The sequence below is a fragment of the Ruegeria sp. B11 genome, assembly GCF_056539785.1.
Genome location: NZ_JBQFVO010000006.1, coordinates 70,488 through 97,276, shown reverse-complemented (window position 1 = coordinate 97,276; position 26,789 = coordinate 70,488). Strand labels below are relative to the sequence as shown.

The 26,789-nt window shown below is 56.9% G+C and carries 27 protein-coding genes, 1 tRNA gene and 1 riboswitch; of the genes, 11 read left to right on the top strand and 17 right to left on the bottom strand.

The features are described 5' to 3' along the window. Window positions 1-12 precede the first annotated feature (12 nt). Window positions 13-222 (top strand): hypothetical protein, encoded by a 210-nt coding sequence (locus tag ACR0I1_RS17765; RefSeq protein ID WP_170398221.1) that lies wholly within the window; start codon window positions 13-15, stop codon window positions 220-222. Here the strand turns inward: ACR0I1_RS17765 and cobO are convergent. The 5 genes from cobO to ACR0I1_RS17740 form a co-directional block, all read right to left on the bottom strand. Beyond that, window positions 219-818 (bottom strand): cob(I)yrinic acid a,c-diamide adenosyltransferase, encoded by a 600-nt coding sequence (gene cobO / locus ACR0I1_RS17760; RefSeq protein WP_170625409.1) that lies wholly within the window; start codon window positions 816-818, stop codon window positions 219-221. The genes ACR0I1_RS17765 and cobO overlap by 4 nt on opposite strands. Window positions 819-876: 58 nt before the next feature. Further along, on the bottom strand, window positions 877-1,812 hold the full coding sequence (locus ACR0I1_RS17755; protein ID WP_170398226.1) for a DMT family transporter: 936 nt from the start codon (window positions 1,810-1,812) through the stop codon (window positions 877-879). Window positions 1,813-1,866: 54 nt separating this feature from the next. Then, window positions 1,867-2,529 (bottom strand): HD domain-containing protein, encoded by a 663-nt coding sequence (locus ACR0I1_RS17750; RefSeq protein WP_170613152.1) that lies wholly within the window; start codon window positions 2,527-2,529, stop codon window positions 1,867-1,869. After that, on the bottom strand, window positions 2,513-3,613 hold the full coding sequence (gene aroC, locus ACR0I1_RS17745; protein WP_480707436.1) for a chorismate synthase: 1,101 nt from the start codon (window positions 3,611-3,613) through the stop codon (window positions 2,513-2,515). The genes ACR0I1_RS17750 and aroC overlap by 17 nt, the downstream gene beginning before the upstream one ends. Before the next feature lie 111 nt (window positions 3,614-3,724). Then, on the bottom strand, window positions 3,725-4,165 hold the full coding sequence (locus ACR0I1_RS17740) for a 6,7-dimethyl-8-ribityllumazine synthase (RefSeq protein ID WP_480707435.1): 441 nt from the start codon (window positions 4,163-4,165) through the stop codon (window positions 3,725-3,727). Between the two features lie 72 nt (window positions 4,166-4,237). Then, window positions 4,238-4,384, bottom strand: a riboswitch (FMN riboswitch). A 55-nt stretch (window positions 4,385-4,439) separates the two neighbouring features. Here ACR0I1_RS17740 and ACR0I1_RS17735 point away from each other — a divergent pair. Further along, window positions 4,440-5,054 (top strand): FMN-binding negative transcriptional regulator, encoded by a 615-nt coding sequence (locus ACR0I1_RS17735; RefSeq protein ID WP_480707434.1) that lies wholly within the window; start codon window positions 4,440-4,442, stop codon window positions 5,052-5,054. A gap of 22 nt (window positions 5,055-5,076) precedes the next feature. Here the strand turns inward: ACR0I1_RS17735 and ACR0I1_RS17730 are convergent, their stop codons facing one another. Next, on the bottom strand, window positions 5,077-5,523 hold the full coding sequence (locus tag ACR0I1_RS17730; protein WP_480707433.1) for a c-type cytochrome: 447 nt from the start codon (window positions 5,521-5,523) through the stop codon (window positions 5,077-5,079). A gap of 484 nt (window positions 5,524-6,007) precedes the next feature. Between ACR0I1_RS17730 and petA the strand changes: the two genes are divergently transcribed. Genes petA through ACR0I1_RS17715 form a run of 3 tightly spaced genes read left to right on the top strand, consistent with a single transcriptional unit; the run spans window position 6,008 to window position 8,741 of the window. Then, window positions 6,008-6,592, top strand: a complete 585-nt coding sequence (gene petA, locus ACR0I1_RS17725) for a ubiquinol-cytochrome c reductase iron-sulfur subunit (RefSeq protein WP_170398293.1) — start codon at window positions 6,008-6,010, stop codon at window positions 6,590-6,592. Between the two features lie 14 nt (window positions 6,593-6,606). Beyond that, entirely contained in the window at window positions 6,607-7,938 is a 1,332-nt protein-coding gene (gene petB / locus ACR0I1_RS17720; protein ID WP_170398296.1) for a cytochrome b, read from the top strand. Between the two features lie 17 nt (window positions 7,939-7,955). Continuing rightward, a complete protein-coding gene (locus ACR0I1_RS17715) occupies window positions 7,956-8,741 on the top strand; it encodes a cytochrome c1 (protein WP_170398299.1) in 786 nt (261 codons plus the stop codon). A 144-nt stretch (window positions 8,742-8,885) separates the two neighbouring features. Here ACR0I1_RS17715 and mtaB read toward each other — a convergent pair whose 3' ends face one another. Next, on the bottom strand, window positions 8,886-10,142 hold the full coding sequence (gene mtaB, locus ACR0I1_RS17710; RefSeq protein ID WP_170648334.1) for a tRNA (N(6)-L-threonylcarbamoyladenosine(37)-C(2))-methylthiotransferase MtaB: 1,257 nt from the start codon (window positions 10,140-10,142) through the stop codon (window positions 8,886-8,888). After that, a complete protein-coding gene (gene dapF, locus ACR0I1_RS17705) occupies window positions 10,139-10,981 on the bottom strand; it encodes a diaminopimelate epimerase (protein WP_480707432.1) in 843 nt (280 codons plus the stop codon). Before dapF ends, mtaB begins: the two co-directional genes overlap by 4 nt. A 209-nt stretch (window positions 10,982-11,190) precedes the next feature. On the opposite strand from dapF, the gene ACR0I1_RS17700 reads away from it, so the two are divergent. Further along, window positions 11,191-11,266, top strand: a tRNA-Lys gene (locus ACR0I1_RS17700). Window positions 11,267-11,559: 293 nt separating this feature from the next. On the opposite strand, the gene ACR0I1_RS17695 is transcribed toward ACR0I1_RS17700, so the two are convergent. Next, on the bottom strand, window positions 11,560-12,828 hold the full coding sequence (locus tag ACR0I1_RS17695) for a cytochrome-c peroxidase (RefSeq protein WP_480707431.1): 1,269 nt from the start codon (window positions 12,826-12,828) through the stop codon (window positions 11,560-11,562). A 15-nt stretch (window positions 12,829-12,843) separates the two neighbouring features. Between ACR0I1_RS17695 and ACR0I1_RS17690 the strand changes: the two genes are divergently transcribed. Continuing rightward, window positions 12,844-13,314, top strand: coding sequence for a tetratricopeptide repeat protein (locus ACR0I1_RS17690; RefSeq protein ID WP_480707430.1), 471 nt, complete (start codon window positions 12,844-12,846; stop codon window positions 13,312-13,314). A 30-nt stretch (window positions 13,315-13,344) separates the two neighbouring features. Here the strand turns inward: ACR0I1_RS17690 and ACR0I1_RS17685 are convergent, their stop codons facing one another. The 6 genes from ACR0I1_RS17685 to ACR0I1_RS17660 are packed head-to-tail and all read right to left on the bottom strand — an operon-like array spanning window position 13,345 to window position 18,922. Then, window positions 13,345-14,406, bottom strand: coding sequence for a TRAP transporter substrate-binding protein (locus ACR0I1_RS17685; RefSeq protein ID WP_170408182.1), 1,062 nt, complete (start codon window positions 14,404-14,406; stop codon window positions 13,345-13,347). A 25-nt stretch (window positions 14,407-14,431) separates the two neighbouring features. Further along, window positions 14,432-15,721, bottom strand: coding sequence for a TRAP transporter large permease (locus ACR0I1_RS17680; protein WP_170398321.1), 1,290 nt, complete (start codon window positions 15,719-15,721; stop codon window positions 14,432-14,434). Next, the gene (locus ACR0I1_RS17675) at window positions 15,722-16,309 is read right to left on the bottom strand and encodes a TRAP transporter small permease (protein WP_170398319.1); all 588 of its coding nucleotides are present in this window, start codon (window positions 16,307-16,309) and stop codon (window positions 15,722-15,724) included. It lies immediately after the preceding gene. A gap of 53 nt (window positions 16,310-16,362) precedes the next feature. Continuing rightward, window positions 16,363-16,878, bottom strand: a complete 516-nt coding sequence (locus tag ACR0I1_RS17670; protein ID WP_170408253.1) for a flavin reductase family protein — start codon at window positions 16,876-16,878, stop codon at window positions 16,363-16,365. Further along, a complete protein-coding gene (locus tag ACR0I1_RS17665; protein ID WP_480707429.1) occupies window positions 16,878-17,768 on the bottom strand; it encodes an aldo/keto reductase in 891 nt (296 codons plus the stop codon). Before ACR0I1_RS17665 ends, ACR0I1_RS17670 begins: the two co-directional genes overlap by 1 nt. Continuing rightward, window positions 17,768-18,922, bottom strand: coding sequence for an LLM class flavin-dependent oxidoreductase (locus ACR0I1_RS17660; protein WP_480707428.1), 1,155 nt, complete (start codon window positions 18,920-18,922; stop codon window positions 17,768-17,770). Before ACR0I1_RS17660 ends, ACR0I1_RS17665 begins: the two co-directional genes overlap by 1 nt. Window positions 18,923-19,027: 105 nt before the next feature. Here ACR0I1_RS17660 and ACR0I1_RS17655 point away from each other — a divergent pair, with 105 nt between their 5' ends. Together ACR0I1_RS17655 and ACR0I1_RS17650 are read left to right on the top strand one after the other, a co-directional pair. After that, complete coding sequence (locus ACR0I1_RS17655; RefSeq protein WP_170398311.1) at window positions 19,028-19,738, top strand: GntR family transcriptional regulator; 711 nt, start codon at window positions 19,028-19,030, stop codon at window positions 19,736-19,738. Window positions 19,739-19,750: 12 nt separating this feature from the next. Beyond that, on the top strand, window positions 19,751-20,851 hold the full coding sequence (locus tag ACR0I1_RS17650) for a Gfo/Idh/MocA family protein (RefSeq protein WP_223117378.1): 1,101 nt from the start codon (window positions 19,751-19,753) through the stop codon (window positions 20,849-20,851). A 9-nt stretch (window positions 20,852-20,860) separates the two neighbouring features. Here ACR0I1_RS17650 and ACR0I1_RS17645 read toward each other — a convergent pair whose 3' ends face one another. Then, window positions 20,861-22,717: an SLC13 family permease gene (locus tag ACR0I1_RS17645; protein ID WP_170398548.1), complete on the bottom strand. Its 1,857-nt coding sequence runs from the start codon at window positions 22,715-22,717 to the stop codon at window positions 20,861-20,863. Between the two features lie 582 nt (window positions 22,718-23,299). On the opposite strand from ACR0I1_RS17645, the gene ACR0I1_RS17640 reads away from it, so the two are divergent. Continuing rightward, window positions 23,300-24,685, top strand: coding sequence for a bifunctional enoyl-CoA hydratase/phosphate acetyltransferase (locus ACR0I1_RS17640; protein ID WP_170802521.1), 1,386 nt, complete (start codon window positions 23,300-23,302; stop codon window positions 24,683-24,685). Further along, window positions 24,685-25,857, top strand: coding sequence for an acetate/propionate family kinase (locus ACR0I1_RS17635; protein WP_480707427.1), 1,173 nt, complete (start codon window positions 24,685-24,687; stop codon window positions 25,855-25,857). Before ACR0I1_RS17640 ends, ACR0I1_RS17635 begins: the two co-directional genes overlap by 1 nt. Window positions 25,858-26,070: 213 nt before the next feature. Here the strand turns inward: ACR0I1_RS17635 and gph are convergent, their stop codons facing one another. Continuing rightward, a complete protein-coding gene (gene gph / locus ACR0I1_RS17630; protein ID WP_170514506.1) occupies window positions 26,071-26,733 on the bottom strand; it encodes a phosphoglycolate phosphatase in 663 nt (220 codons plus the stop codon). Between the last annotated feature and the right edge of the window lie 56 nt (window positions 26,734-26,789).

Here is a 26,789-nt window from a genome sequence, read left to right as displayed (position 1 = left end):
AGGAGCCCGCGATTGCGTGATCGATTTGAAGAACTGATGGCCGATCCCTGCTGTGCATCGTGTGATTGCGACGCGCTAACCTCAGAAGTCGCGGCCTATCTCGATCACAAGACCTGCAACGCCGAGCGCTGCCGGGCGCTCGAAGAACGCTCAGCCGCAACGATGTACGCAGTCAGGCGCGATTCGATGCGCGCGCTGAATGAGGGTGGTGCGCGGGCCTAGAAATCCACACCACGTTGGGCTTTGATGCCAGCTTGGAACGGGTGTTTTTCTTCGGTCATCTCGGTTACCAGATCCGCATAGTCCCTGAGGGCTTGCGGGGCATCCCGGCCAGTCAGGAACACGCTGGTTTTGTCTGATCGGGTCTGAAGCCCCTCAATAACAGTGTCTACTGAAAGGTATTCGTAGCGCAGGGCGATATTGATCTCGTCGAGAACAACCAGATCGTAGTCGCCGCTTTTCATCAGATCACAGGCCTTGTTGAAGGCCGAAGTCGCTGCCGCGATGTCGCGCTCGCGGTCCTGCGTATCCCAGGTAAACCCTTCGCCCATCGTGTGCCAGGTGACCAGATCGCGTCCCTCAAAGAACCTGCGCTCACCGGTTTTCCACTTGCCCTTGATGAACTGAACCACAGCCACTTTCTGGCCCCAGCCCAATGCCCGGATCACCACGCCAAACGCAGCCGAGGATTTTCCCTTGCCCTTACCTGTATTGATCAGCACCAGTCCCCGGCCGGGATCGACCGCTTCCGAGACTTTCTTGCGGTGCTTGGCTTGCACCTCTTGCATCTTTTCTTTGTGGTTCTGTGCGTCGCTCATCGGGAAACCTCATAGGTGTATCGCGACCCAACCTAGGGAAAGATTGCGAAAGGTAAAGTCAGGCTTTGGGATCCGTTGCTGATCGCGCTTTGGTCCGATCAAGGCCAAGTTGTCGTTCACGCAGGATCACCACGACGTTGCCTGCAATCACCAACGCCGCGCCACCCAGCATCACCAGGGTTGGCAACTCATCGAACCAGAAATAACCAATGACAATGGCGAACAGCATTGTGGTGTAGTCATAAGGTGCCAGCATTGACGCTTGTCCAAACTTGTAGGACGAGGTCACCAGAATCTGCGCCACTCCGCCGATCAGGCCGATTGTCACCAGCAATGCGGCTTGCTCCCATGTCGGGATAACCCAGCCCCAAAACACTGTGAGACCCGAAAGCAAGGTCGCTGTGAGAGAGAAATAGAACACGATTGCGGCGGGATGATCCACCTGTACCAGTTGTCGAATATGTATCTGCACAAAGGCACGGGCAACGGTTGCAGCCAGCACGCAAAGCGCACCTATTGTTGCGGCGGTTTCGGCAGTGCCTGAACCCAGCCGGGGCCAGATCATGATCAGAACGCCGACGAGGCCAAGCGCGACGGCCCCGATACGAATCATTCGTATCCGCTCGCCCAACATGATTGCAGCCAGAATCAGCGTGAAGATCGGGGTTGCATATCCGATGGCGGTTACCTCGGGCAGCGGCAACAGGCTAAGACCAGTAAAGGTCAGTCCCATGGCCGAGGTTCCCAGAACCCCGCGCCAGAAATGGCCCATCGGCTTCTTGACGACAAAGCCGTGCACCAGCTCTCCTCGCCAGACCAGCCAGGCGATGATAACCGGAATCGCGAAAAGCGAGCGGAAAAACACCATCTCTCCCGGCGGGAAATCATCTGACAAAGCCTTGACCAATGCAGACATCGTCGTGAACAGCACGAGCGCACTGAGCTTGAGCGCCACGGCCAATGCCGGACGATGCGATGTTAAGGATTTCGCCATGGTCGCGAACCTGCGCCTTTGAGGCGGAAAGATCAACTGGCCAAAGTTGCCGTATCAGAGATTGGACCAGTCTAGTGGAAGCTGAGCTCCAATTTCCTCTGACAGGTCCTTTAGAAACCTCATCATCCGCGCGGCTCGGTCCTGCGCGATGGCCCTGCCTTTTTCGGTCAGCATATCATTGGGTAAGCGCAGCAGTTTTATTTGCCAGTGATCGATTGAAAAAATCAGGTCATTAGGTAAACGGTTTTCGGCAAACGGATCTGACGGGTCATAAAGGGTGCGTCCCAGGGCGCCCGAGACTGAAAAGTTGCGGGCAATACCGATAGCACCCAACGCATCCAGACGATCGGCATCCCGTAGTATTCGCGCCTCGGGTGTTTCGGGCGGGATGTTAGCCGAAAAGCTATGGGCGGCAATCGCGTGCTGCACGGCTCCAATTTCAGTGGTGGAATAGCCGAATTCTTCAAGAATAGGCTCTGATTCAGCGGCGGATCGCATCGAGGCCAGATGCCGATCCGGGTCATCTTTTGACAGGTTGATCAGATCATGCAGATAACACGCCGCCAGCAAGACACGCGGGTTGGTTTCATCATCCGCAATCGCCTGCGCATTAACCCAAACCCGATCCAGGTGCGCCAGATCATGCGCCGGATCCGTCTGCATCCGTTGCCTGACGACAGCGCGCAGCGAAGCGCGCAGATCAGCCAATCCGTCCACGGTTCTCGCCGATTTGACCACGATGCAGGAGCAGGTGATCGAGGATCACGCAAGCCATCATTGCCTCACCTACCGGAACGGCGCGGATGCCGACGCAGGGGTCGTGGCGGCCTTTGGTAATGATCTTGGTCTCTTCGCCGGATTTGGTGATGGTCTTGCGGGTGGTCAAAATGGACGAGGTCGGCTTGACCGCAAAGCGCACCACAAGATCCTGGCCGGTCGAAATGCCGCCCAGAATACCGCCAGCGTGGTTCGAGCTGTATTGAGGGCCGTCCTGTCCCATGAATATCTCGTCGGCGTTGGCCTCGCCAGTCAGTTCGGCGGCGCTCATGCCTTCACCGATTTCAACCCCTTTAACGGCGTTTATCGACATCATGGCTGCAGCCAGATCAGTGTCTAACTTGGCATAAACCGGCGCGCCGAGCCCCGCCGGAACGCCGCGCGCGACCACTTCGACCACTGCGCCGACCGAGTTGCCGGATTTGCGCAGGTCGTCCAGATAAACGGCCCAATCTTCGGCTGCTTTGGCGTCGGGCGTCCAGAATGGATTCTGTTCGATCTGCGACCAGTCGAAATTGGCACGGTCGATCTTGTGCGGACCGATCTGGGTCATATAACCGGTGATTTGAACATTCGGAGCGATCTGTTTGATAGCCTCACGCGCGAGTCCTCCGGCCGCCACACGTGATGCCGTTTCCCTCGCCGAACTGCGCCCGCCGCCGCGATAGTCACGGATCCCGTACTTCTGCCAATATGTGATGTCGGCGTGTCCCGGACGAAACTTGTCCATGATGTCGCCGTAGTCTTTCGAGCGCTGATCGGTGTTCTCGATCATCAACTGCACCGGTGTGCCTGTGGTCTGGCCTTCGAAAACACCAGACAGGATTTTGACCTGATCGGGTTCGCGCCGCTGTGTGGTGAATTTGTTCTGACCTGGTTTGCGCTTGTCCAGCCAATGCTGGATCATGCCTTCATCGATCGTGACGCCCGGAGGGCAGCCATCTATGGTCGCACCCAAAGCGGGCCCGTGGCTTTCACCCCAGGTGGTAACGCGGAAGAGGTGGCCAAAACTGTTCATCGACATGGGGCATGCTCCTTTGAGCGATGTGATTAGCGGGGAGTGCCTTGGTCCTCAAGCGGATTTGCATTTGCAGAGAAGCAAGCGCCGCCCTGTGGGCGGCGCGATTGGAATAAATCAGGCGGCTTGAGCCACCGCGGCGCGGGTTGCGTTGATCTTGAGCGCTGCATGAGCTGCCTCGCGCCCTTTCTCGATGAAATGCGCGCGATAGATGGCGTTGTGGTGATCCGTTTCCTGATACTGATGCGGTGTCAGCGAGACCGACAGGACCGGAACACCTGAATCGAGCCCGGCCCGCATCAAGCCATCGACAACCGCTTGTGCGACGAAGTCATGCCGGTAGATGCCGCCATCCACTACAAAGGCAGCGCAGGCTACGGCGGCGTAGCGCCCCGTTTGCGCTAGGTCACGGGCCAGCAGGGGCATCTCGAAAGCGCCCGGAACGTCGAATACATCAACCTGATCGGCTGGAATTAGTTCGAGAAACCCATCCAGCGCGCGATCCACGATATCTGAATGCCAGTTGGCTTTGACAAAAGCATAGCGGGTGTGTGTCATCATGATCTCCTTTCGTAACAGACACGTCACCCAAGGCGATCACGAGCAGGCACACCGCATTACCGGCGTGCTGCACGTTCTCTTTCATCCGGACTGTAACCGTCGGCTCTGGCTTCTCACCAGATCTGCTGACACCCCGGAGACCGGGGCCGCTCGCGGGCTTACGGGTCATGCCCGCATACCGCCGGTGGGGAATTTCGCCCCGCCCTGAGAACGAGTGGGACCTTGCCAAGGAGATATCGCTTCTGCAAGAGAAATTGGCAGGAGGACGAATATGCATCCCAATCCCACCTTTCGCGCCGAGACGCGCGAGCGTCACATCGAGTTTGCGCGTGACCGCGCCTTTGGTGTTCTGGCGGTGTCGACATCGGGTGTACCGTTGTTAAGCCACGTTCCCTTTCTTCTGAACGAGGATGCTTCATCGGCTGACCTGCATCTGGTCCGGTCAAATCCGATTGTTAGGGCGCTGAAACAGCCGCAACCTGCGAAGATCGCTGTGTTGGGGCCGGATGGGTATATCTCGCCTGACTGGTACGAAGTCGATGATCAGGTGCCGACCTGGAACTATGTAGCGGTGCATCTGACTGGAGTGCTTGAGATGCGGCCAACGGACGACCTGCGAAATCTGCTCGACCGGCAGGCGGCAGACTTTGAAAATCGCCTGCTGCCAAAGCCGCCATGGTTGGCGTCTAAGATGACACCAGACGCGCTGGATAGAATGATGCGCATGATCGTTCCCTGCCGACTCATGATCTCGGATATCGACGGCACTTGGAAGCTGAATCAGAACAAGCCCGATGAGGCGCGACATCGCGCGGCTGATCACGTGCACTCAGCAGGACTTGGCAGCGAGGTGGCGCGCTTGGCCTCGTTGATGCGCAAGGCCTGAGGCACGCGTTCTCGCCTTCCATTCATTGAGCGCTGAATGTGGCGAGATAAGCAGCGATGTCATCTGCGCCTTTTTTCAGCTTGACGCTCATGTTCGGGCGGGCGGTGTCATCACCCAGATATTCCTTGATGAACCCGATCGGATCCCGAGAATAGGCGGCGATGTTTTCTTCAGTCCACACAAGCCCTTCTTGCCCGGCGCGGATCATGTCGTCGGTGAACATCCCGATGGGCAAACGTTCACTTCCATAAAGATAATCGTTCTCAGTTCCGGCGGTGCGGCCAACTACGCCAAAGAGATTCGGCCCGGTGATGCCGCCTTTGACCAGAACCTCGCCATTTTTGATGATCGCATGGCACGAAGAGCATCTGTTATAGAGCTGTTCGCCTTTCGCCGGATCGCCGGCTGCGATCGCCTGTACTGAAGTCAGAAACGAAACAAAAACTACGGTTGCTGCTATCTTGAGCATTGAACATCTCCGGCTGGGAATATTGCGCCTGTGGCCTTTCACGCATTCCCGTTTAGAGTGCAATCGAATTCTGGTAGATAATCACGTGTTTGAAATATCTATTTTATATTAATAATTTAAGAGAAATCGTATCGCGCTAAAATAGAAGGAATACAGTGTTCTTAAGGTAGAGCTGCACGTGAAATCGGCGGCGTTCGCATAGGGTGAGGAGATTTCAATTTGGGGATCTACCAGCGCGGGTCGATGTCGAATCACGTCCCATCTGCCTGGCGCAATTCGCCGCTCTGAGGGTTAAAATCTGCATTTGAGATTGAAATTTTGCCCTTTCACCGTGACATGAATGCTTAGATGCGGCGTATTGCGCGTTTAAGAGCGCTGGACGAACTCTATTCTCCCCGATAGATACCCCGTTTAAGACGCCGCACTTGTGCGGTGCGCGAGCTTTATGCCCGTTCGCGGGCGCCAGATAATCGGAGATAACCTCGTGTCCCAAGCTGAAGACCACGAAGGCACCCGCAGAGATTTCCTCTACTACGTCGCTGGCGGCGCAGGTGTCGTTGCCACCGGGGCTGCCGTTTGGCCCCTGGTAAATCAAATGAACCCATCGGCAGACGTTCAGGCGCTGTCCTCGATCCGTGTGGATGTGAGCGGGGTAGAGCCGGGTACGCAGCTGACTGCAAAGTGGTTGGGTAAGCCTGTTTTCATCCGTCACCGCACAGGTGCCGAGATTCAGGAAGCTCAGGAGCAGGACGCTGAAGGTGTCGACGCGCTGCCTGACCCGCTGGCTCGTAACTTCAACCTGAACGCCGACGCACCAGCGACCGATGCCAATCGCGTCATGCCTTCGCCCGAAGGCGAAGGAGAAGGGGCGTGGATCGTTCAGATGGGTGTTTGTACACACTTGGGTTGTGTGCCGCTTGGCGATGCTGGCGACTTTGGCGGTTGGTTCTGCCCCTGCCACGGCTCGCACTACGATCTTGCCGGTCGTATCCGCAAAGGCCCCGCGCCTGAAAACCTGCCCATTCCGCCCGTTGAATGGGTGGACGCCACCACCATCAAGCTCGGCTAAGGGAGACCTAACTTATGTCCGGAATTCCCCACGATCATTACGAGCCGAAGACAAATGGCGAGAAGTGGCTGAACAGCCGTCTGCCCATCGTCGGCCTGCTTTATGACACCCTGATGATCCCAACCCCCAAGAACCTGAACTGGTGGTGGATCTGGGGCATCGTCCTGGCGTTCTGCCTGGCGTTGCAGATCGTCACCGGTATCGTTCTGGTGATGCACTACACCCCGCATGTTGATCTGGCCTTTGCCAGCATCGAACACATCATGCGCAACGTGAACGGCGGCTATATGCTGCGCTATCTGCACATGAACGGCGCATCGCTGTTCTTTGTAGCAGTCTACATCCACATCTTCCGCGGCCTGTTCTACGGCTCGTACAAAGCCCCGCGTGAGATTACGTGGATCATCGGGATGCTCATTTACCTGATGATGATGGGCACTGCGTTCATGGGCTACGTTCTGCCCTGGGGGCAGATGTCCTTCTGGGGTGCGACCGTGATCACCGGCCTGTTTGGTGCGATCCCGTTTGTTGGTGATGCGATCCAGACCTGGTTGCTGGGCGGACCTGCGGTGGACAACGCCACTCTGAACCGCTTTTTCTCGCTGCACTACCTTCTGCCGTTTGTTATCGCGGCGCTTGTGATCGTGCATATCTGGGCCTTCCACACCACAGGCAACAACAACCCGACAGGTGTTGAGGTTCGCCGTGGCTCGAAAGCCGAGGCAGAGAAAGACACGCTGCCGTTCTGGCCCTATTTCGTGATCAAGGACCTGTTCGCGCTGGCGGTCATTCTGGTCGTGTTCTGGGCCATCGTGGGCTACATGCCGAACTACTTGGGTCACCCGGATAACTACATCGAAGCCAACCCGCTGGTTACTCCTGCGCACATCGTCCCTGAATGGTACTTCCTGCCATTCTACGCGATCCTGCGTGCGTTCACTGGCGAAGTCTGGGTCGTTCAGTTCGCCAGCTTCATCACCGGCGGCATCATCGACGCCAAGTTCTTTGGTGTGATTGCGATGTTTGGTGCGATCCTGGCCATGGCCCTAGCCCCTTGGCTGGACACCTCGACCGTGCGTTCGGGCAAGTATCGTCCGATGTTCAAATGGTGGTTCTACCTTTTGATCATCGACTTCTTTGCTTTGATGTGGCTGGGTGCGATGCCCGCGGAAGAGCCCTATGCGACCTTCTCGCTGATCGCTTCGGCTTACTGGTTCGCCTATTTCTTCGTGATCCTGCCGATCCTGGGTGTCATCGAAAAACCCGAGGCGCAGCCGGAAACCATCGAAGAAGACTTCAACGCGCATTATGGCAAGGCAAACGCCGACGCCACGCCGGCCGAGTAAGAAGAGGGACCGGAAACATGTTCAAGAAACTTGCAATCGGTGCCGCGTTCGCTTTGGCCCTTGCGCCCGCCTCGACTTTTGCGGCAGGTGGCGGTGAGCAGCACATCGAAGATTTCGACTTCTCGTTCGAGGGACCGTTTGGAACCTGGGATCAGAACCAGCTTCAGCGCGGCCTACAGATCTATACCGAGGTCTGCGCAGCCTGCCATGGTCTGCAATATGTACCTCTTCGGACCCTTGAAGATTTGGGGTATTCGGAAGAGCAAGTCATCACCTACGCGGCCGACAACTTCGAGGTGTTCGATCCCGAGCTGGACGATTTCCGCCCGGCAATCCCGACCGACCACTTCCCGGCCAACAACGGTGTCGGCGCGCCTGACCTGAGCCTGATGGCGAAGGCCCGTGCCGGTTTCCATGGTCCTTACGGTCTGGGCATCAACCAGCTGGTCAAAGGCATGGGGGGCGCGGAATATATTGCCTCGCTTCTGGATGGTTATACCGGTGAAGAAAAGGAAGAAGCCGGTACTGTTCTCTATGAGAACAAGGCCTTCCCCGGTGGTTGGATTTCCATGGCTCCGCCGCTGGCAGAAGATCAGGTTGAATTTGCCGACGGACATCCTGCAACCGTTGAGGCAATGTCCGAAGACATAGCAGCCTTCTTGATGTGGAGCGCCGAGCCGAAAATGATGGAGCGCAAAAATGCCGGTTTCGTCGGTGTTCTGTTCCTGACAGTTCTGTCTGTTCTGCTGTACCTTGTGAACAAGCGCCTGTGGGCACCGATAAAGGGCAAACGTCTGGACTAAGGTCGACGTATAACTAAAAACTAAACCCCCGCGCCATCACGGTGACGGGGGTTTTTTTTGTTGCGATGGTGTGGAAGGGGCCAGCCCCTTCTTGGCCTGCGGCCAATTCATCCCCGAGGTATTTTGGGCCAGATGAACAACGGATCACACTTGTAATTGAGCTTTGCTGTGCCCCCGTATCGTCGCGATTACGATCTCGCCTTCGGGTTGGGCGTTGCCGAAGGTTACTTCGGTGAATTGTTCGGTGCGGCCCATTGTGGGATTTTCCATCAGGATATTGTGGGTTTTGCCGATCTGTGCCGTCAGATGCTTGATGACTTGTGCATCGCCAGCGGCGCGTAGGCGCGCGGCGCGTTCTTTGATGACATTGCCGTTGATCTGTTGCGGTATGCGGGCTGCCGGAGTGCCTTCGCGTTTGGAATAGGGGAATACATGCAGCCAGGTCAGGTTGCACTCGGTGACGAGCTTGAGGGAATTCTCGAAATGAGCCTCGGACTCGGTCGGGAAGCCAGCGATGATGTCCGCGCCAAAAGTCATGTCGGGTCGTAGTTTGATGGCGTCTTCAGTGAAACGAATCGCATCTTCGCGCAGGTGGCGGCGTTTCATGCGCTTCAGGATCAGATCGTCGCCATGCTGCAAGGACAGATGTAAATGGGGCATCAGGCGCGGCTCGGTCGCGATGGCATGCATCAGGTTCTCGTCGACTTCGATCGAGTCGATTGAGCTGATGCGCAGACGAGACAGATCGGGCACCAGTTTAAGGATGCGCATCACGAGATCGCCCAGTTTCGGCTGAGCGGGCAGATCCGCGCCCCATGAGGTCAGATCGACCCCGGTCAGAACAACTTCGTTGTAGCCCCTATCGACCAATCGTTTGATCTGATCCACCACAACGCCCGCAGGGACGCTGCGAGAATTGCCCCGGCCGTAAGGGATAATACAGAAGGTGCAGCGATGATCGCAGCCATTCTGAACCTGTACATAGGCGCGTGAGCGGGTTCCGAAGCCATCAATCAGATGCCCGGCGGTTTCCGTGACAGACATGATGTCGTCAACCTGAATCGCCTCGGTCTGACCGATGAAATCGGCGGCCATGCCTTTCCAGGTATCCGGTTGCATCTTTTCGGTGTTGCCGATGACCGCGTCTACTTCGTCCATAGCAGCAAAGGTCTGCGGCTCGGTTTGCGCCGCGCACCCGGTGACGATCAGACGTGCCGAGGGGTTTTCGCGGCGCAGCTTGCGAATCTCCTGCCGCGCCTTGCGGACGGCCTCGGCGGTCACCGCGCAGGTGTTGACGATCACAGCATCCGTTAGGCCAGCCTGCTGCGACAGTTCTTTCATCGCTTCGGTCTCATAGGCGTTCAGGCGGCAGCCCAGAGTGCTGAACTTAGGCGGGTTCATTCCAGTGACCTCAGGTATTCAGGCGTCAGCGTGCCCGAAAACACATGGGCTGTGGGTCCCGTCATCCAGACCCCATCCTCGCGCCAGTCGATCCAGATTGTGCCGCCATCCAGGTCAACTTGTACTTTGCGCCCAGTGAGACCTCTGCGTGCTGCAGCGACGGCCGTGGCACAAGACGATGACCCCGAGGCCAGAGTGATCCCCACTCCTCGCTCCCACACCCGCATGCGGATGTGGTCGGGTGTGACTATCTGTGCGACCTGAACATTGGTGCGTTCGGGATAGAGTGGATGGTATTCGTAACGCTCGCCGAACTCTTCCATCGGAATGGCCTCGGCGTTGTCGACAAAGAAAGTGCAGTGCGGGTTGCCCATGCCGGTCGCTGTTGGACCACCTTCTATCGGCAGTTCCAGCGTGTCCATCTCTTCCGCCAGGGGAATCTCGTTCCAAAGAAGTTGGGGGTGCCCCATATTCACCGACGTCAGTCCATCGCCAGCGTCGCGGGCCTGCAGTGTGCCGCGTTCAGTTGTGAGCGTGAGTTCGGATTTGCCCGTCTCGTCCATCAGAAACCGAGCGATACAGCGCGTGGCGTTGCCACACGCAGCCGAAGTCGACCCGTCGACATTGTAGAACACCAGATGCGCATCCGCTTCGCCGCGTTCGATCACCGCCAACTGATCGAATCCCACGCCGAACTGCCGGTGCCCGATTCCCCTGGCAAGGGCCGGGGTGACCGGCACGGCATGCGCGCGCGCATCGACAACGACAAAGTCGTTGCCCAACCCGTGCATCTTCATAAAGGCCAAACCGGTGTCGAGTATCTGTTGCATGGCGGGCATATAACGCCGGTCCGGACATGAATCCACCCTGTCGCGTAGATTCCTGAAAAAAGGGGTTGACCCCCCAGTTCCACCTGCCTAATTAGGCCGCCTATCGGGGCGCCGAACTCATACGAATGACGGCGAACTGAAGTACGAAATAAGGTCTTGAACCCGGTCGGGTATTTACCTTACAGAGTGCTGCGGATCGAAGAGATCCTAAAAAGAGTGGGCCGTTAGCTCAGTTGGTAGAGCAACTGACTTTTAATCAGTGGGTCGCAGGTTCGAATCCTGCACGGCTCACCACTTTTTTCAAAGAAAATAGATGCTTGCCTCCTTGGTGGCAAACCGTCCGTCCGAATGTCAGAGTCGGACGGCAGTTACCGCGTTTACGCGCGTGTATTCCAGATTGGCAACAGAGAAAGAGACCGGTGGAGTACGATAAGCGTCGCTACAAACGCCGTAATCGGATCGAGTTCATATTCGGCAGCCTGAAGGATTGGCGACGCGTAGAGAACCGATATGACCGAAGCCTGGTATTCTTTCTCTCAACAATCGCACTTGGCGCATTAGTTGTTTTCACGCTATGAGACTTGGCTCTAGGGCTCAAACCCATCTGGCACACCGAACAGTGGCGCATCCAGTGTGGTCCCGGTCAATGCACCCATGAACGCCACCAGATCTGCGACCTGGGCATCGGTCAGTTCCAGCGGTTCGATGTCAATTTTCTGGCGATGACGCTCCATCTCGAAACGGTCCTGCCAGACGATGAAATCAACATTCTCAAGCCACGGCACGTTGGGCAGCCCGGCCAAATCAGGGGTCCAGGCAGCGAGGCTCTGAGATGGGTTCAAGTGGTGGCGAATAATGCCTTCCAGATCGGGAAAGGCACCGTTGTGACCATAGGGCGCCGTCTCTGTCACATTGCGCAGCATCGGTGTGCGGAAACGATAGGCGTCCTCAAGACGGTTGCTTTCACCCATATGACCCACGTCGCGGGCATAGGGGTCCCATTGGCGGGTCTTGCCCGGTCCAAATGGCGGCAAGCTCAGCGCGTGGAATTTTTGATCCGATAGCAACGGGCCGGAATGGCAGTTTGCGCAACCTGCCTCACCATAGAACAAGGTCATACCATCGTATTGCTCTGGCGTCAGAGCGGCATGGTCTCCGGCCAGATATTGATCAAACGGGCTGTTGGTGCTGCGCCACTCCAGTGCCATGAATGCGGCCAGCGCGTTGGTGATCTGAGTTATCGTGATGTCCTCGGTCGTGTCGATGTCATCGAACGCCTTGACCATGGCGGGCCCATAGCGCGGATCGGTGCGTACCCGTTTGGCGAGGATCGGCCAGCCCTTGTCGATGCGGTCATGCACCGCGCCGGTGACCTGATTTTCGGCCACATTCCCGGCCATTTCAAACTGCGAAGTCAGCGGGAAAAGCGCCTGCGCGGCCAGCAGCGAATTCAAGCCGTCCGGCAACCACTCCTGCGCGGGTGAGTTGAAACCGTTACCGTAGACGTCAGAGATACTCAGACGGCCATCATGGAAAACCGTGTGAAGTTCCTTTGCACCAAGGTTCCAAAGCCCCGGCGAATTGCGGGGAATTCGCTTGCGGATTTTGTCCGTTCCGATGCCCGGCGTCCGGTCTGGCCCCAAGCCCATCCCGCCTTCTCCGATGCCAAGCGACAAGCCGTCCGAGGTGCCGAAATCCGGGTGATGGCAATGGGCGCAGCTTATGTTCCGGTTTCCCGATAAAATGGAATCGTAAAACAGTTGATGACCGATAGCGGCCTGTTCCATATCAAAGGGGATGAAATCGTCATCCGTCAGCGGGCGCGGCAGATCCTGAGCAGCCACAGTCCCTGCCAAAAGGAAAGAAATCCCATGCGCCAGTTTGTATTTGCCCTTTGCCTTCTCGCGACCCCAGCGCTGGCTGAACTGGAACAAGCACGCGATCTGATGGAGGCCGGAGAGTTTGAGGCTGCGCGCGAAGAGTTGATGCCAGCAGCGCGATCCGGCAATGCCGAAGCCGAGGAGTTGATCGGTGTGATGTACGGGTTGGGACTTGGAGTCGAACAGGACTATGAACGCGCGTTTGAATGGTACTTGCGCGCCTCGATGAAAGGTCATCCCGGAGCGCAATCTGGTATCGGTTGGTACTACGAGTTGGGTCTGGGCATGCCCGCGCCTGATCTGGTTCGAGCGTACATGTGGTATACGCTCAGCGCCATCGGCGGCGACCCCGATGCGGCGATCAGCCTTGAAGAAGTGGTCAAAAAAATGTCGCCGGAGCAGATCGAGAAGGCGCATCTTCTGGTCAACGACTACAAAGGGTGGATGTACCCGTTTCGGTGAGGGCCGGACCCCAGAGCCCGGCCCAGCAATTCAGTTCAGATCCGCATCACGTGAGGCATTAACATCCGCCTCGGCTGCTGCCACAGCGTCAGTCAACGCTACAAAGATCTCATCACCACGTGCCACATTGGACTGGAACCAGTCATAGACCGGGGTTGCGGCTTCTTTGAACGCAGCTTTCTGGTCGGGTGTAAGGACATAAAGGTCACCACCGCCGGCAACGAAATCCTCATACGCCTGGATCGACTTGCGCTTGGGTGAGGCAAAGGTCGCCTGCTGCAGCGCATAAAACCCGTCGACTACCACGCGGCGCATATCTTCTGGCATCTCCTGGAACTTGGCGTTGTTCATCCACCACAGCGCACCCATGTAGGCATGCCCATCCAGCGTGACATATTGCAGGCCTGCATCAGGGAACTTCATACCCATGATGTCAGTGATGCCGTTTTTCGAGCCCTCAACCACGCCGGTCTGGAAGCTGGTGAACAGTTCTGGCCACGGGATCGGGGTCGGTGATGCACCCAGTGCTTTGACCAGCTCCTGCGGCAGGTCGGCAACCACGGTGCGGATTTTCAGACCTTCCATGTCAGCCGGCTCGGCGACACGGCGTTGTGTATTGGCGAAGTTGCGCCAGCCACCTGTATTGCCGATTGTCATCAGACGGATCGCACCGCCGGAATCCTCCAGCGCCATGTCGCGCATCTGCCGGGTGAAATCACCAGATAGGACATGTTCGGCAATGCGGTCATCGGCCATCAGGTAAGGCAGGTCCAGAACCTGCACGTAAGGGAAGATGCCCGAGGCCCCTCCAGAGGTTGAGATGTAGATGTCGATCGTACCGTCTGCCACGCCCTGCAGACACTCAGCACCGTTCGAGCAGAGCTGCGTACCGATGAACAGCTCAACCTCAATGGCTCCGTTCGAGGCCGCCTCAACGTAGTTCTTGAAAACGACCAGACCGTCATAGTCTTCGTCGTTTTCATTCGAGTTTGCTGTGGCGCGTAGCGTGTAGTCGGCGGCTGCCGCGGCAATCGCAGACGCGGCCACTAGCGACGTGGCCACCGCTGCGGTTTTGATAAATCTTCTGAGCATGCGTTTCCTCCCTGTGATACTCAGTTCAGTTTGCAAATCCCGTTATCCTCGGGATCGTCATGGATAGTGCGGGGATGTATGTGATCAAGAAGATCACGATGATTTCGACCGCCAGAAACGGCAGGATTGCCTTGGCGATGGTTTCAACCCGTTCCCGAGACACGGCGGCGGCTACGAACAGCACCAGCCCCATGGGCGGGGTGGCCAGACCGACAGTCAGGTTGACGCTCATGATAATGGCAAAATGGATCGGGTCTACACCGAGGCTGGTGAAGATCGGACCGAGGATCGGGCCAAGGATGATAATAGCGGGGCCTGCATCCAGGAACATTCCGACGATGAACAGCAGCAGGTTGATCAGGAACAGCAGGATCAGCGGGTTTTCCGACAGGCTGAGGATTAGCGAGGCCAGCTGCTCCGGCGCATGGCTAAGACTAACGACCGTCTTGAAGGCCATTGCCGCCCCGACCAACAACAGGACGACAGCTGAGGTCATGCCTGCGTTGCTGAGCACTTCGGGGACTTCTTTCCACGTCAATGTGCGCAGGACGAAGAAACCGATGATGAAGGCATACCCTACGGCGACAGCGGCAGCCTCGGTCGGGGTAAAGATGCCACCCAGTATTCCGCCCAGGATGATCACAGGGGTCATCAGTGGGAAGAACGCCTTTAGGCTGGCCTGACGGCGTTCCGGCCAAGTGTATTTACGGCTGGCGACCGGGAAGTCGTAGCGATCCGCCATCAGCTTGATCATGAGCATCAAACCGACACCGACCATGACCCCAGGCACGATGCCAGCGAGAAAGAGCGCAGCCACACTTTCACCCATGACATAGGCATAGATGATCATGATGCCCGAGGGCGGGATGATCGGCCCGATCACCGAACTGGCTGCCGTGATCGCGGCGGCAAATTTGCGGGTATAGCCTTGCTTCTCCATCGCCGGGATCAGCATTGACCCAAGCGCCGAAGTATCAGCGACAGCGGACCCTGAAAGGCCCGCGAACAGGATCGAGCTGAGGACGTTCACATGCGCAAGGCCGCCCCGCAGGTGGCCCATCAGGGCCTGGCTGAACTCCACAAGTCGGATGGTAATGCCGCCCCGGTTCATCAGTTCTCCGGCCAGCATGAAGAAAGGGATCGCCATCAGCGGGAAGCTATCCATACCGTTATAGACATTGCGATAGAGCAGCGTAATGTCGTTGGTCTGACCGCTAAGCCATAGCAGAATGCCGGGCGCTGCCAGCAGTGCGAAAAAGACCGGCAGGCCGATCAGCAGGAAAATCAGGAAGGTGGGCAGGAACCAAATCAGCATTTATTCAGCCCCCACCGCAGCTTCGGGAATTTCAGGCAAAAGATGTGCTCCGCCCAGCATGGTTACTATCGACCGCAAGATCAGTTCGATATTGACCGAGATCAGCAGGATGATCCCAACCAGCAGCGAGGCCATCATCCAACTGCGCGGAATACGGTACCATTCATCGAACCCGAAAGAGGTAGGCAGGTACAACGCCGCAGTGGCGAACCGGCCACCAAAGCCCGTAACCTCAGACCAGCCGATATTGACCGCAACCAGCAACACGGCCAGCGAGATCAGCAGCAGGAACAAATTGAGCGATTGACCAAGCACGCGCGGCAGGAAACGTGCAAGCATATCGATGGCGACGAACCCTCCGCGACGGAAAGCTGTGGGGGCCATCAGGCCCGTCATCCAGAGCATGCAGAACCGGGCAGCCTCATCCGGCCATGGCAGGGCGTTACCCAAGACATATCGGAAGAACACCTGAATCAGGATCGCGATAACCATAACTGCAATCGCAACAACACCGACCGCGCGGCCCAGACGCAGCACGGTTTCGTTCACGAATGCAATCGGCGTCAACGCCGATGCCAGTCCGCCCATGCGGATCCTCCCACTGTCAGCTGCGGGTTTGACCCGCAGTCTTCATATCGCACTTAGCTCTGCGCGAATTGGCCGAGTTTTCCGGCAAAGAACGTCAGCGCGTCTCCATCCGCCATGCTGACTTTCAGAACTTTGCCCACCACGATCACATGATCGCCTGCATCGTGATAAGCGTGCTGCTCGCATTCGAACCGGGCAAGACTACCCGGCAACAACGGGGTGCCGTTTTCACAACGGTCATGTTCGATATCACGCAGCGCATGGGCGTCTTTTGAACAGCCAAAGCACAGCTCGGCCTGTTCAGCAGACAGAACGTGCACACTGAAATGACGCGCCGCGTGAAAATAACGAAACCGGCGCGAATTGCGGTCGCCCGCCCACATCACCAGCGGCGGATCCAGCGACAGGGACGAAAAGCTGTTGGCGGTAATGCAGATTGGCCCATCCTCACTGTCGCAGGTCACGACAGTAACTCCGGTGGCAAAACGGCCAAAAGCATCGCGCAGGGTTCGCGTGTCGTCCTTATGCGGGACGAATGTATGGTTCATATCGCGCGAGATTGCGTTCATCATGGCACCTCATGTCCCAGCGCCGCCTCATACAGGCGGTACCAGCTTTCACGATCCAGCTTGACCTTCAACGCATCCGACGCGCGCTTGATACGGCCCAGATTATTTGTGCCCAGAACAGGCAGAATGTTTGCCGGATGCGCGAGCAGGAAGGCGACGGCCACAGCGGCTCGGTCCACACCAAATTCTGCGGCGATCTCATCTGCAACAACACCGACCGGAGGGTTTCCGGCCATCAAAAGGCCCCCGCCAAGCGGGGACCACGCCATCAGCGGATGTCCATGCTGTTGATGGAACGCCAGATCGCCGTTAGTAAACGGACCGATCTCTCCAAGCGAGATTTCAATCTGATTGGTGACCAACTGGGTTTTCATTGCCGACTGCAGCAGAGACCAATCCCAAGGGCGGAAGTTTGACACGCCTACAGCCCCGACCTTGCCACTCGCAACCACCTCGTCCAGCGCTGCACCGGTTTCAGTGTGGTCCATCATTGGATCAGGGCGGTGGATCAATAGCAGGTCGATGTGGTCAATCGCCATTTCCGACAGAGACGTATCCACCGATTTCAGAACATGCGCGCGCGACGTGTCGTAGTATTTGACCTTGGCCTCCGCATAGCGACCCATTGGCGCGACGATGTCACATTTGGTGACGATCTCCATCTTCTGGCGCAGGCTGGGATTGGCGCGCAAGGCGTTGCCCAGAACAGCTTCGGCTGCGTATCCACCGTAGATATCTGCCTGGTCGAAGGTGGTGATCCCTTGATCCAGACAAGCCTGTATCTTGGCCTCGACATGCGCTGTCGAGGTGTCACTGTCATCACCCAAGCGCCACATGCCATAGACAAGGCGGCTCATTTCCAGCGTGTCAGATAGTTTCACACGTTGCATTAGCGACGAACTCCGTTGCCCAGCGGGGTTGCCGGGGTGGTTGCTGGCACGCGCCCGTAGGCTTCGGGAAGCGAGCAGGTTTTCAGGTTGGGCATCACGCGGGAGCCAAAATGCTTGGCCTCGTCCATGTGCGGATAGCCCGAAAAGATGAAGGCGCGAATGCCCATCTTCTGATACTCTTCGATTTTAGACATAACTTGATCGGTCGAACCGACCAGCGCAGCACCACAGCCCGACCGTGCGCGTCCGACGCCGGTCCAAAGGCCGGGTTCGACATAACCATACTCATCCGCCAGATCGCGGTTCTTGGATTGATGCGCCACACCCAATGATGTCGCGTCCAACGCCCGCTCGCGGATCGCGCGACCGTATTCGTCATCCAGTTTCGAGACGATGTAGTCGGCGTATTCCTGTGCCTCAGCCTCGGTATCCCGCACGATCATGTGGACGCGCAGGCCATAGTCCAGAGTACGATTGTAATTCTCGGCAACTGCATGAACGGCTTTCATCCGCTCGGCCAACTGATCCTTTGTTTCCGGCCACATCAGGTAGACATCGCAATGTTCACCGCACAGGTCCAAAGCAGACGGCGAGTAGCCGCCGAAATACAGCAGTGGGCCACCGGTCTGGTAAGGCCGAGCCGGGTCGGTGGTCAGGCCTGAAAAGTTATAGACCTCGCCCGCATGGTTGATTTCGTCCTGCGTCCAGGCCTGTTTCAGGATCTCGACCACTTCGCGCGAACGCTGATAGCGGTACGCACTGTCGGCTTTCTCGCCCGGGAAATCGGACGAGATGATGTTAACCGTCAGCCGCCCCTTTAGCATGTGGTCCAGCGTCGCGATGGTACGGGCCAGCATGATGGGCTGCATTTCGCCACAGCGCACGGCGGCCAGCAGGTTGATCTTTTCAGTGATCGGGGCGCAGCCTGCAACAAAGCTCAACGTATCCTGACCGACCTGGTACGATGACGGACACAGGATGTTGCGAAAGCCTTGCGCCTCGGCCTCTTTCACGATGCCTAAACAATGCTCCCAACTGGATCGCAGATCACCATCGGGCACACCCAGAAACTGGTAGTCATCCGAGCAAAGCGCTGCAAACCACGAAACCTCGGCCGCATCCAGGTCGGGGGATGTGATGGGGACGATGGTCATTTGATTCACGCTCCGTACATCTTTGACTTTCCTCTTGCGTAGCAAGCGCATTGATGTAGATCAATAGTGTATCAATTTTTCCTGCGACCGAGTGAAGCGCCCTCAATGTCCGCCAACAGCCGCAATCCAAATGCCCTGCCGATCTATGTCCAGATCTCAGAGCTTCTGATCCGCGATATTGCTGCGGGCCGTCTGATTGATGGTGAGCGTCTTCCACCTGAACGGGACATGGCTTCGAACCTAAATGTCTCGGTCGGGACCTTGCGAAAATCCCTCGCCGAGCTTGAGAAAAAAGGCATGTTGGAGCGTATTCAGGGTTCGGGCAACTACATCCGCGAGACCGGAACGCAGAACAGCGTCTATGCTATGTTCCGGCTGGAACTGCCCGAAGGCGGCGGGTTGCCGCGTGCCGACATCCTGTCGGTTGATCATCTCAAGAAGCCTGCGAAACTGCCGAAGTTCGGCCTGTCTGATAGCGGTTCGCGTGTACGTCGGATGCGTTATCTGAATGACACAATCATCGCGGTCGAAGAAATCTGGCTGGACGAATCAGCCGGGACCATCGACCAGAACCTGCTGTCCGACTCGCTTTATCGCTATTACCAGCAACAACTTGGCTTCTGGATCACACGGGCAGAGGATCGCGTTTCTGTCAGTGCCCTGCCCGACTGGACACCTGAAGGCTTCACCAAACCTGCGGGCCAAGCCGCAGGGTATATCGAACGGTTCAGTTGGTCTGAGAAAGCTGAACCTATCGAGTTTTCAAAAACATGGTTTGATCCAGATCGAGCCACATATGTTCAACGCCTGAAATAAAAGGAACTGCGCATGACCCGGACCACCAATTACGGGCTGATCGGATGCGGCATGATGGGGCAGGAACACCTGCACAACATTGCTCTGCTTGAGGGCACACGAGTCGCCGCAATCTTCGAACCCGACCCGGAGATGGCGCATAAGGCGCAGGCGATTGCACCCGACGCGCAGATGGTGTCTTCCCTTCAGGACCTTCTGACGGTCAATGATCTGGACTGTCTGGTCATCGCCAGCCCCAACCACCTGCATGTTGATCAACTGGCCGAGATTGCGGAAACCCGCCCACTGCCACTGTTGATCGAGAAACCGTTGTTCACTGATCCCGCCGATCTTGCACGGCTTGAAGAGTTAGAGCGCAATTTTCCGCACCCGATCTGGGTCGCGATGGAATATCGCTATATGCCCCCGATCACGGCGCTGATCGATGAAGCAGCGACCGCAGGTGGTGAGATCAAGATGCTCACGATCCGCGAACACCGCTTTCCGTTTCTCGAAAAGGTCGGCAATTGGAACCGGTTCAACCGTAACACTGGCGGTACATTCGTCGAAAAATGTTGCCACTTTTTCGACCTCATGCGCCTGATCCTGCAATCAGACCCGGTTCGTGTTTCCGCAAGCGGAGGCCAAGCCGTCAATCATTTGGACGAAGTTTATGACGGCGATACTCCAGATATTCTGGACCACGGCTATGTCATTGTCGATTTTGCTTCGGGCACACGCGCGATGCTCGAGCTTTGCATGTTTGCCGAGGGTTCGCGGTATCAAGAAGAAATCTCGGCCATTGGGCGCGATGCCAAGATCGAAGCGCTTGTGCCCGGCCCGGGCCGCTTCTGGCCCGAACATCTGGGCGACGCGCCTGTACCACAGCTGATCATCAGCCCTCGCGCACCGAAAGGTCCAATCCAGCGCGACATCCCCGTTGATCCCGAGTTGCTGGCGGCTGGCGACCACAATGGCTCGACTTATTACCAGCACAAAGGCTTTCTGGAGCTGGTCAGGGGCGAGCGCGCCAAACCCGAGGTCTCACTGCGTGATGGGATTTGGGCCGTGCGTATCGGCCTTGCCGCACAACAGGCGTCAGAGCAGGGCCAAACGATCAGCCTAGCTGGGTAATTAACAGGGTCAGAAAATCACATTCAGCATCAACAGTGAGACGATCAAGAAGATGATCGTCATGATCCCGCCCGAACGGACGAAATCGGTCACTTTGTACCCAGCTGGCCCCATGATCAGCGCATTCACCTGATGGGTCGGGATAATGAAACTGTTCGAGGTCGAAATCGCGACGGTTAATGCAAAGACCGCCGGGTTGGCACCCGCCGCAACCGCAATTGAAACCGCAAGGGGCACCAACAGAACCGTTGCGCCGACGTTTGACATGACCAGAGAAAATGCCGTCGCCAGAATGGCGACGCCCGCCTGTAGCGCCCAATTCGGCCATCCATCCAAGATGATCATGATCTGCTGCGCAATCCATGCCGCAGTCCCGGTATTCTGCACCGCCTGACCCAACGGGATCAGACACGCCAGCAGAAAGACCGTGTTCCATCCAACTGCTCGATACGCCTCGTCAACACTGAGCACCCGGGTCAACATCATTCCTGCGGCTCCGGTCAGCAAACAGAGCGACAACCGCACATCCGTGAACAGGATCAGTGACAATGAGATCAAGAAGAACAAGAGCGCCCAGCCTACTTTCTGCGGGCGCAATTCATCCTGCGGGAAGTCCGAGGTGACCACAACAAAATCCGGATCACGCTTTATCCGCATTAGGTTGTCCCAGCGGGTATGAGCAACCAACATGTCGCCAGCCTTGAACTTCTCAAGCCCGATCTGGGTGGATTCATGCGTCTCAGTCTCGACATGACTCAGCGTCTCTTCACCCCGGTGGATGGCGAGCAAAGACATTCCGTAGGTTTTACGGAACAGCAATTCGCGAGGGCATTTGCCGATCAGCTTGCTGTCAGGCGTCACGACCACCTCTGCGACCCCAGCATTCGTGGGTGCGAACTCTTCGACAAACACATCCAGATCAGGCAGCACCGTCAGCCCGTACTTTTCGGCAAACTCTTCGACAACCCAGCGCCGACCCACTATCGCCAATCGACAGGGTGCGGCAATCTCGGCTGTTAACACCTGAACCATCGAGGTCTTGCCACGGTAAAAGGTCGAGATGATATAGAGGTGATTTTCAAAGTTGATGTCGGCCAGAATCTGCCCAACCAGCGGGCTGTCGGCCGGAACCACAACCTCGAACACATCGGCCTTCAGCCCGTAGACCCGCTGAAGATATTCCTGAGTCCCGCGCCCGGTACCCGTACTCTCCGACCCTGAATCGCCCGGCAGCACCCAACGCCCCAGCAGCAGGAAATATGCGATCCCCGTCAAGATCAGCACCGCACCGATGGGGGTAACGGAAAACAATCCAAAGGGTTCCATCTTCTGAGCTTCGGGCAGTCCTTCGTTTGCAGTTTGGATCAGGTCATTCAACAGAATAAGCGGCGAGGACCCGACCATCGTCATTGTCCCCCCCAGAATGGCACAAAACCCCATGGGCATAAGCAAACGTGACAACGGAATACCCGATCGCGATGAGATACGGCTAACCACCGGTAGGAACAACGCCGCCGCCCCGACATTTTGCATGAATGATGAGATAACACCGACTGTGCCCGAAACGATCGGCAGCACTCGGTTTTCAGACTTACCACCATATTTCAAAATGACGGACGCGACCTTGTTCATTAGGCCCGTTTTATCCAAACCCGCCCCTACGATCATGACCGCAATGATCGAAATCACGGCATTGGACGCAAACCCGTCAAACAGATGAGGAACATTTGCCAGATTTTCGAGACCCGGTGCATAACTCAGCAGACCCACAATGACCAACACCAGGATGGCCGAAAGATCGATCCTTACAATCTCGGACACAAACAAGAACACCGTGAAGGCCAAAAGCGCCGAGACCACACCCATTTCGTATGTAAACGCCAATTGCTCCACTGGGATCACCTGGTTCCAAAAGCAAATCTAATAGGCATTTCTAGGCAATCAGCGCGGGCCTGTCATGGACTTTGTCTGTTTGGTCGAAATCCATGATTGCAATAACAACCGGCGACGTAGGGTCAGGCTTCATAACCGTTAGATGACGATAGCCCCGAGAGCGAAGGCTGCGAGACAGGCCCTTGGGCAGCGGTCATTGCCCCTCTCGCTCCAGTACTTTCATCGACTGCATAGCGTCTTGTGTGGGCTATAGGCTGCAGAAGCGTTATGCCAGCGCAAATCATTGCGGTTGATGAAAATCATTCCGCGCGACACACGCCTTTCGTCGACTTGGGGTTTTCCATGCGGCTTCGGAAAGAAGAGTTTCAGACCAGCAATCTGCGTGATGCTCGGTCAGAAAAGACTAACCAGATCAAAACTCTGTTCTCCATGTCGTGAAGTATGCAGTGCGATCAAAAATCGATGCATCATGACACGATAAAACCCACCGAACGTCATTGGAAATTTACCTGAAATCTCATAATGATCGGTGCAAAACAGCCGCCGAGAGTTTCAATGCAGTATCACAACAAGCCCTTTGATCAGCTTCAGATCGGTGACACCGCCGAGCTGACTCGGTTCTGCACAGAGGATGATTTTTATGTCTTCGCATCGAATTCCGGCAACCATAACCCTTTGAACCTGGCCGACGAAGATGGGGACGGTGATAACGTAAACGAGGCGATCGCGCCCGAGATGTTTCTTGGGGCTCTGATCTCGGCCGTTTTGGGGAATATCCTGCCGGGCGCGGGTACGCTGTATAAGTCGCAAAGCTTGGATTTTAGCGCCCGGGCATATGCGGGTGAAGAACTGCTGGCCAGAGTTACGGTTATCGAAAAACGCGATAACCGCGAGGTAGTTCTGAAAACTCAGGTGATGCGCCCTAGTGATGAGGCGCTGATCGTGTCCGGCATCGCGGTCGTGATCGCTCCGGAGAAAGAACTGTCATTCAATGAGATTGAAGTGCCTGGTCTGGTCGTCGAGCGGCACCGGCATTTTGATGCACTGCTCGATCGCTCGCGCCCGCTGCCTCCGATCCCCACGGCAGTTGTCGCCCCAGAAGAGCCCAACTCGCTGGGGGGGGCCTTATTGGCGGCGCGTGAAACCATCATCAAGCCGGTCCTGATAGGTGACCCCGACAAGATTGCTGCAGCAGCGCGTGAGATTGAGTTGCCCTTGGGTGACGTCGAGATCGTTCCTGTTAAGGACCATCTGGACGCCGCCAACAAAGCGGTTGATCTGGTTGTCGAAGGACATGCTGAAGCATTGATGAAGGGGCATCTTCATACGGACGAACTGCTACGGGCGGCGTTGCGGCGGGATCGTGGACTTCGCGCGGGGCGCCGATTTACGCATGTCTTCGTCATGGATATACCCGGCCAGCCGCATCCCTTGCTTGTGACCGATGCGGCCATCAATATCGAGCCGGATCTGGAAACCAAGATCGACATCACGCAGAACGCGATCGATCTGGCAATCTCAATCGGAATTGGCGCTCCGAAAGTGGGTGTTCTGTCGGCGGTCGAGACGGTGAATCCGGCTATCCGGTCGTCGATTGATGCCGCATTGCTGTCGAAGATGGCCGAGCGGGGGCAGATCAGGGGTGGCTTGGTCGATGGGCCGCTTGCCATGGACAACGCGGTCAGCCTGGCCGCGGCGCGCACCAAAGGGATCGTGTCCGAGGTGGCCGGACGGGCAGACATTCTTGTCGTACCCAATCTGGACGCAGGCAACATGCTAGCCAAGCAACTGACGTATATCGCGCACGCCGAGGCTGCCGGGGTGGTGCTGGGCGCGCGCGTACCGATTATCCTGACCAGTCGCGCAGATGGTGAAAAGGCGCGGCTGGTTTCCTGTGCCGTCGCGGCCCTGCATGCGGCGCGGATGTCGGGTAAGATCTGATGGACCATATCATCACACTGAATTCAGGCTCGTCCTCGCTGAAGTTTGGGCTGTTTTCCGCGGGCGAAGCAGATCCGATCCTTGTCTGTTCGGGAGAAGTGGAACGCATCGGCAGCCCTGCGGCGCGCATCAAAGCAGAGACCACGGATGGCCGTGTGCTTGCCGATACCGCTTCTGAAGCGCTGTGCGATCAGGCCAGCGCCTTGGACTATATTCTGGATTTGCTGGAACGGCAGTTCCCGTCGGCGGGCGTGACCGCAGTTGGACACCGCATCGTGCATGGCGGCCCGGATAATGACAGGCCCATTCTGCTGACCCCCGAAAGCTTGCAGATGCTGGAAAAACTCGAGCCTTTTGCGCCCCTGCACCAACCTTACAATCTGCAGGGCGCACGTACTGCGATGGACAGGTTCCCCAATGCCAAGCAGGTTGCCTGTTTCGATACCGCTTTTCACCGCCACCACCCTTGGGTCAATGACACCTTCGCATTGCCGACCGAGTATTACGATATGGGCGTTCGCCGCTATGGCTTCCACGGTCTGAGCTATGATTACATCTCGGACCATCTGGCCAAGACTGCGCCGCTGATACATGGCGGACGGGTGGTTGTGGCGCATCTCGGCAACGGTGCCTCGATGTGCGCTATGATCGGAGGTCGCTCGGTCGGTTCAAGCATGGGGTTCTCGGCCATGGATGGTTTGCCGATGGGAACGCGTTGTGGCCAGCTGGATCCGGGTGTTGTGCTGTATCTGATGGATCAGCAAGGCATGAATGCGGATGAGATTTCGGATCTTCTGTATCGTAAATCCGGGTTGCTTGGCCTTTCCGGAATGACCAATGATATGCGTACGCTTGAGGCGTCGAATACGCCGGGTGCACGCAATGCCATCAACTACTACACGTTCCGGATACGCCGCGAGCTGGGCGCTTTGGCCGCTGTGTTGGGAGGTCTGGACGCCGTCGTGTTTACCGGCGGGATCGGTGAGAACTCGACCTATATCCGTGATCGTATCTGCACTGACATGGGGTGGTTGGGTCTTGAACTGGACCACGATGCAAACGCGGACAATCTGCGCGTCATCTCGACCGACCTGTCACGTGTGAAACTGATGGTCATTCCGACGAACGAGGAACTGGTGATCGCGCGTGCCGCGGCTGAGAAAGCCGCATAAATCCCAGTTTTTAGGCTTCTGCGCGCAAAATAATTTGGAAGATCGGGGAAAAAATCGCAGCACTACGGGAATCCCCCAATTTCGCGATCCGCGCAGGTGCGTTAACTTTTCATTAACTACCGGGCCAGTGCGCCCAATCCACTTTCACTAATTTCCCCCGATGAGGGGCTGGCTTCTTACCCCCTTGGCCGGCCCCTCGACCTTTTTTGGGGTCTATGCCTGCGTCAGGATTTTCCGAACAAGTGCAGGCAGTGCGGTACTGTTATCATAGCTGAGCGTGTGCGGCATGTCCGAAACCGGTGACTTTCGATATCCCTGTTCAAACAGCAAAAACGGGACCTGAGCCCGTTGCGCAGTTTCTGCATCAACCTCACTGTCGCCAACGAAGATCTGTGGGCCTGCGGCTTGAAGGGTCTTGAAACAGGCGTGCAAGTGCTCTGGATCGGGTTTGCGTATATCCAGCGTGTCTCCACCAAATACCGTGTTGAAATAGGGTAGCAGGCCAAGTTCGCCCAGCACATGCCGGGCAGGGGCTTCGGGTTTGTTGGTGCAGACCCCAAGCGCACAGCCCATATCTCGAAGCTCGTCCAGCGCCTGGATCACGCCGGGATAAACTACGGTTTGATCGCAGGCGCCTGCATTGTAGTGCTTCAGAGTAAGCTGTGTTAGGTCCTTGTGAAGCGTTGGCTCCAGCCCGCAATGCGTCATCGCCCGCTCGACCAGCTTGGGTAATCCGTTCCCGACGAATCCCCGGATCGTATCCTGAGGCAATGAGGCCTGCCCCTGATCGTGCAGCATTCGGTTTACCGCAGCAGCAAGGTCGGCAAGGCTGTCTATCAGGGTGCCATCCAGATCAAATACGACAACTGCTGCCATCTGCGAATCCGCCTTTGTTTGTTGATATCCAATGCCTAGGTCGTGCTGTGCGACGG

Coding starts and splice junctions, on each gene's coding strand:
- ACR0I1_RS17660 (WP_480707428.1), bottom strand. CDS start 18,922: ATGACCATCGTCCCCATCACATCCCCCGACCTGGATGCGGCCGAGGTT.
- ACR0I1_RS17755 (WP_170398226.1), bottom strand. CDS start 1,812: ATGGCGAAATCCTTAACATCGCATCGTCCGGCATTGGCCGTGGCGCTC.
- ACR0I1_RS17650 (WP_223117378.1), top strand. CDS start 19,751: ATGACCCGGACCACCAATTACGGGCTGATCGGATGCGGCATGATGGGG.
- ACR0I1_RS17670 (WP_170408253.1), bottom strand. CDS start 16,878: ATGAACGCAATCTCGCGCGATATGAACCATACATTCGTCCCGCATAAG.
- ACR0I1_RS17675 (WP_170398319.1), bottom strand. CDS start 16,309: ATGGGCGGACTGGCATCGGCGTTGACGCCGATTGCATTCGTGAACGAA.
- ACR0I1_RS17635 (WP_480707427.1), top strand. CDS start 24,685: ATGGACCATATCATCACACTGAATTCAGGCTCGTCCTCGCTGAAGTTT.
- ACR0I1_RS17655 (WP_170398311.1), top strand. CDS start 19,028: ATGTCCGCCAACAGCCGCAATCCAAATGCCCTGCCGATCTATGTCCAG.
- dapF (WP_480707432.1), bottom strand. CDS start 10,981: ATGCCCGCCATGCAACAGATACTCGACACCGGTTTGGCCTTTATGAAG.
- cobO (WP_170625409.1), bottom strand. CDS start 818: ATGAGCGACGCACAGAACCACAAAGAAAAGATGCAAGAGGTGCAAGCC.
- petB (WP_170398296.1), top strand. CDS start 6,607: ATGTCCGGAATTCCCCACGATCATTACGAGCCGAAGACAAATGGCGAG.
- ACR0I1_RS17715 (WP_170398299.1), top strand. CDS start 7,956: ATGTTCAAGAAACTTGCAATCGGTGCCGCGTTCGCTTTGGCCCTTGCG.
- mtaB (WP_170648334.1), bottom strand. CDS start 10,142: ATGAACCCGCCTAAGTTCAGCACTCTGGGCTGCCGCCTGAACGCCTAT.
- ACR0I1_RS17685 (WP_170408182.1), bottom strand. CDS start 14,406: ATGCTCAGAAGATTTATCAAAACCGCAGCGGTGGCCACGTCGCTAGTG.
- gph (WP_170514506.1), bottom strand. CDS start 26,733: ATGGCAGCAGTTGTCGTATTTGATCTGGATGGCACCCTGATAGACAGC.
- ACR0I1_RS17640 (WP_170802521.1), top strand. CDS start 23,300: ATGCAGTATCACAACAAGCCCTTTGATCAGCTTCAGATCGGTGACACC.
- ACR0I1_RS17735 (WP_480707434.1), top strand. CDS start 4,440: ATGCATCCCAATCCCACCTTTCGCGCCGAGACGCGCGAGCGTCACATC.
- ACR0I1_RS17740 (WP_480707435.1), bottom strand. CDS start 4,165: ATGACACACACCCGCTATGCTTTTGTCAAAGCCAACTGGCATTCAGAT.
- ACR0I1_RS17645 (WP_170398548.1), bottom strand. CDS start 22,717: ATGGGTGTGGTCTCGGCGCTTTTGGCCTTCACGGTGTTCTTGTTTGTG.
- ACR0I1_RS17680 (WP_170398321.1), bottom strand. CDS start 15,721: ATGCTGATTTGGTTCCTGCCCACCTTCCTGATTTTCCTGCTGATCGGC.
- ACR0I1_RS17665 (WP_480707429.1), bottom strand. CDS start 17,768: ATGCAACGTGTGAAACTATCTGACACGCTGGAAATGAGCCGCCTTGTC.
- ACR0I1_RS17690 (WP_480707430.1), top strand. CDS start 12,844: ATGCGCCAGTTTGTATTTGCCCTTTGCCTTCTCGCGACCCCAGCGCTG.
- aroC (WP_480707436.1), bottom strand. CDS start 3,613: ATGTCGATGAACAGTTTTGGCCACCTCTTCCGCGTTACCACCTGGGGT.
- ACR0I1_RS17730 (WP_480707433.1), bottom strand. CDS start 5,523: ATGCTCAAGATAGCAGCAACCGTAGTTTTTGTTTCGTTTCTGACTTCA.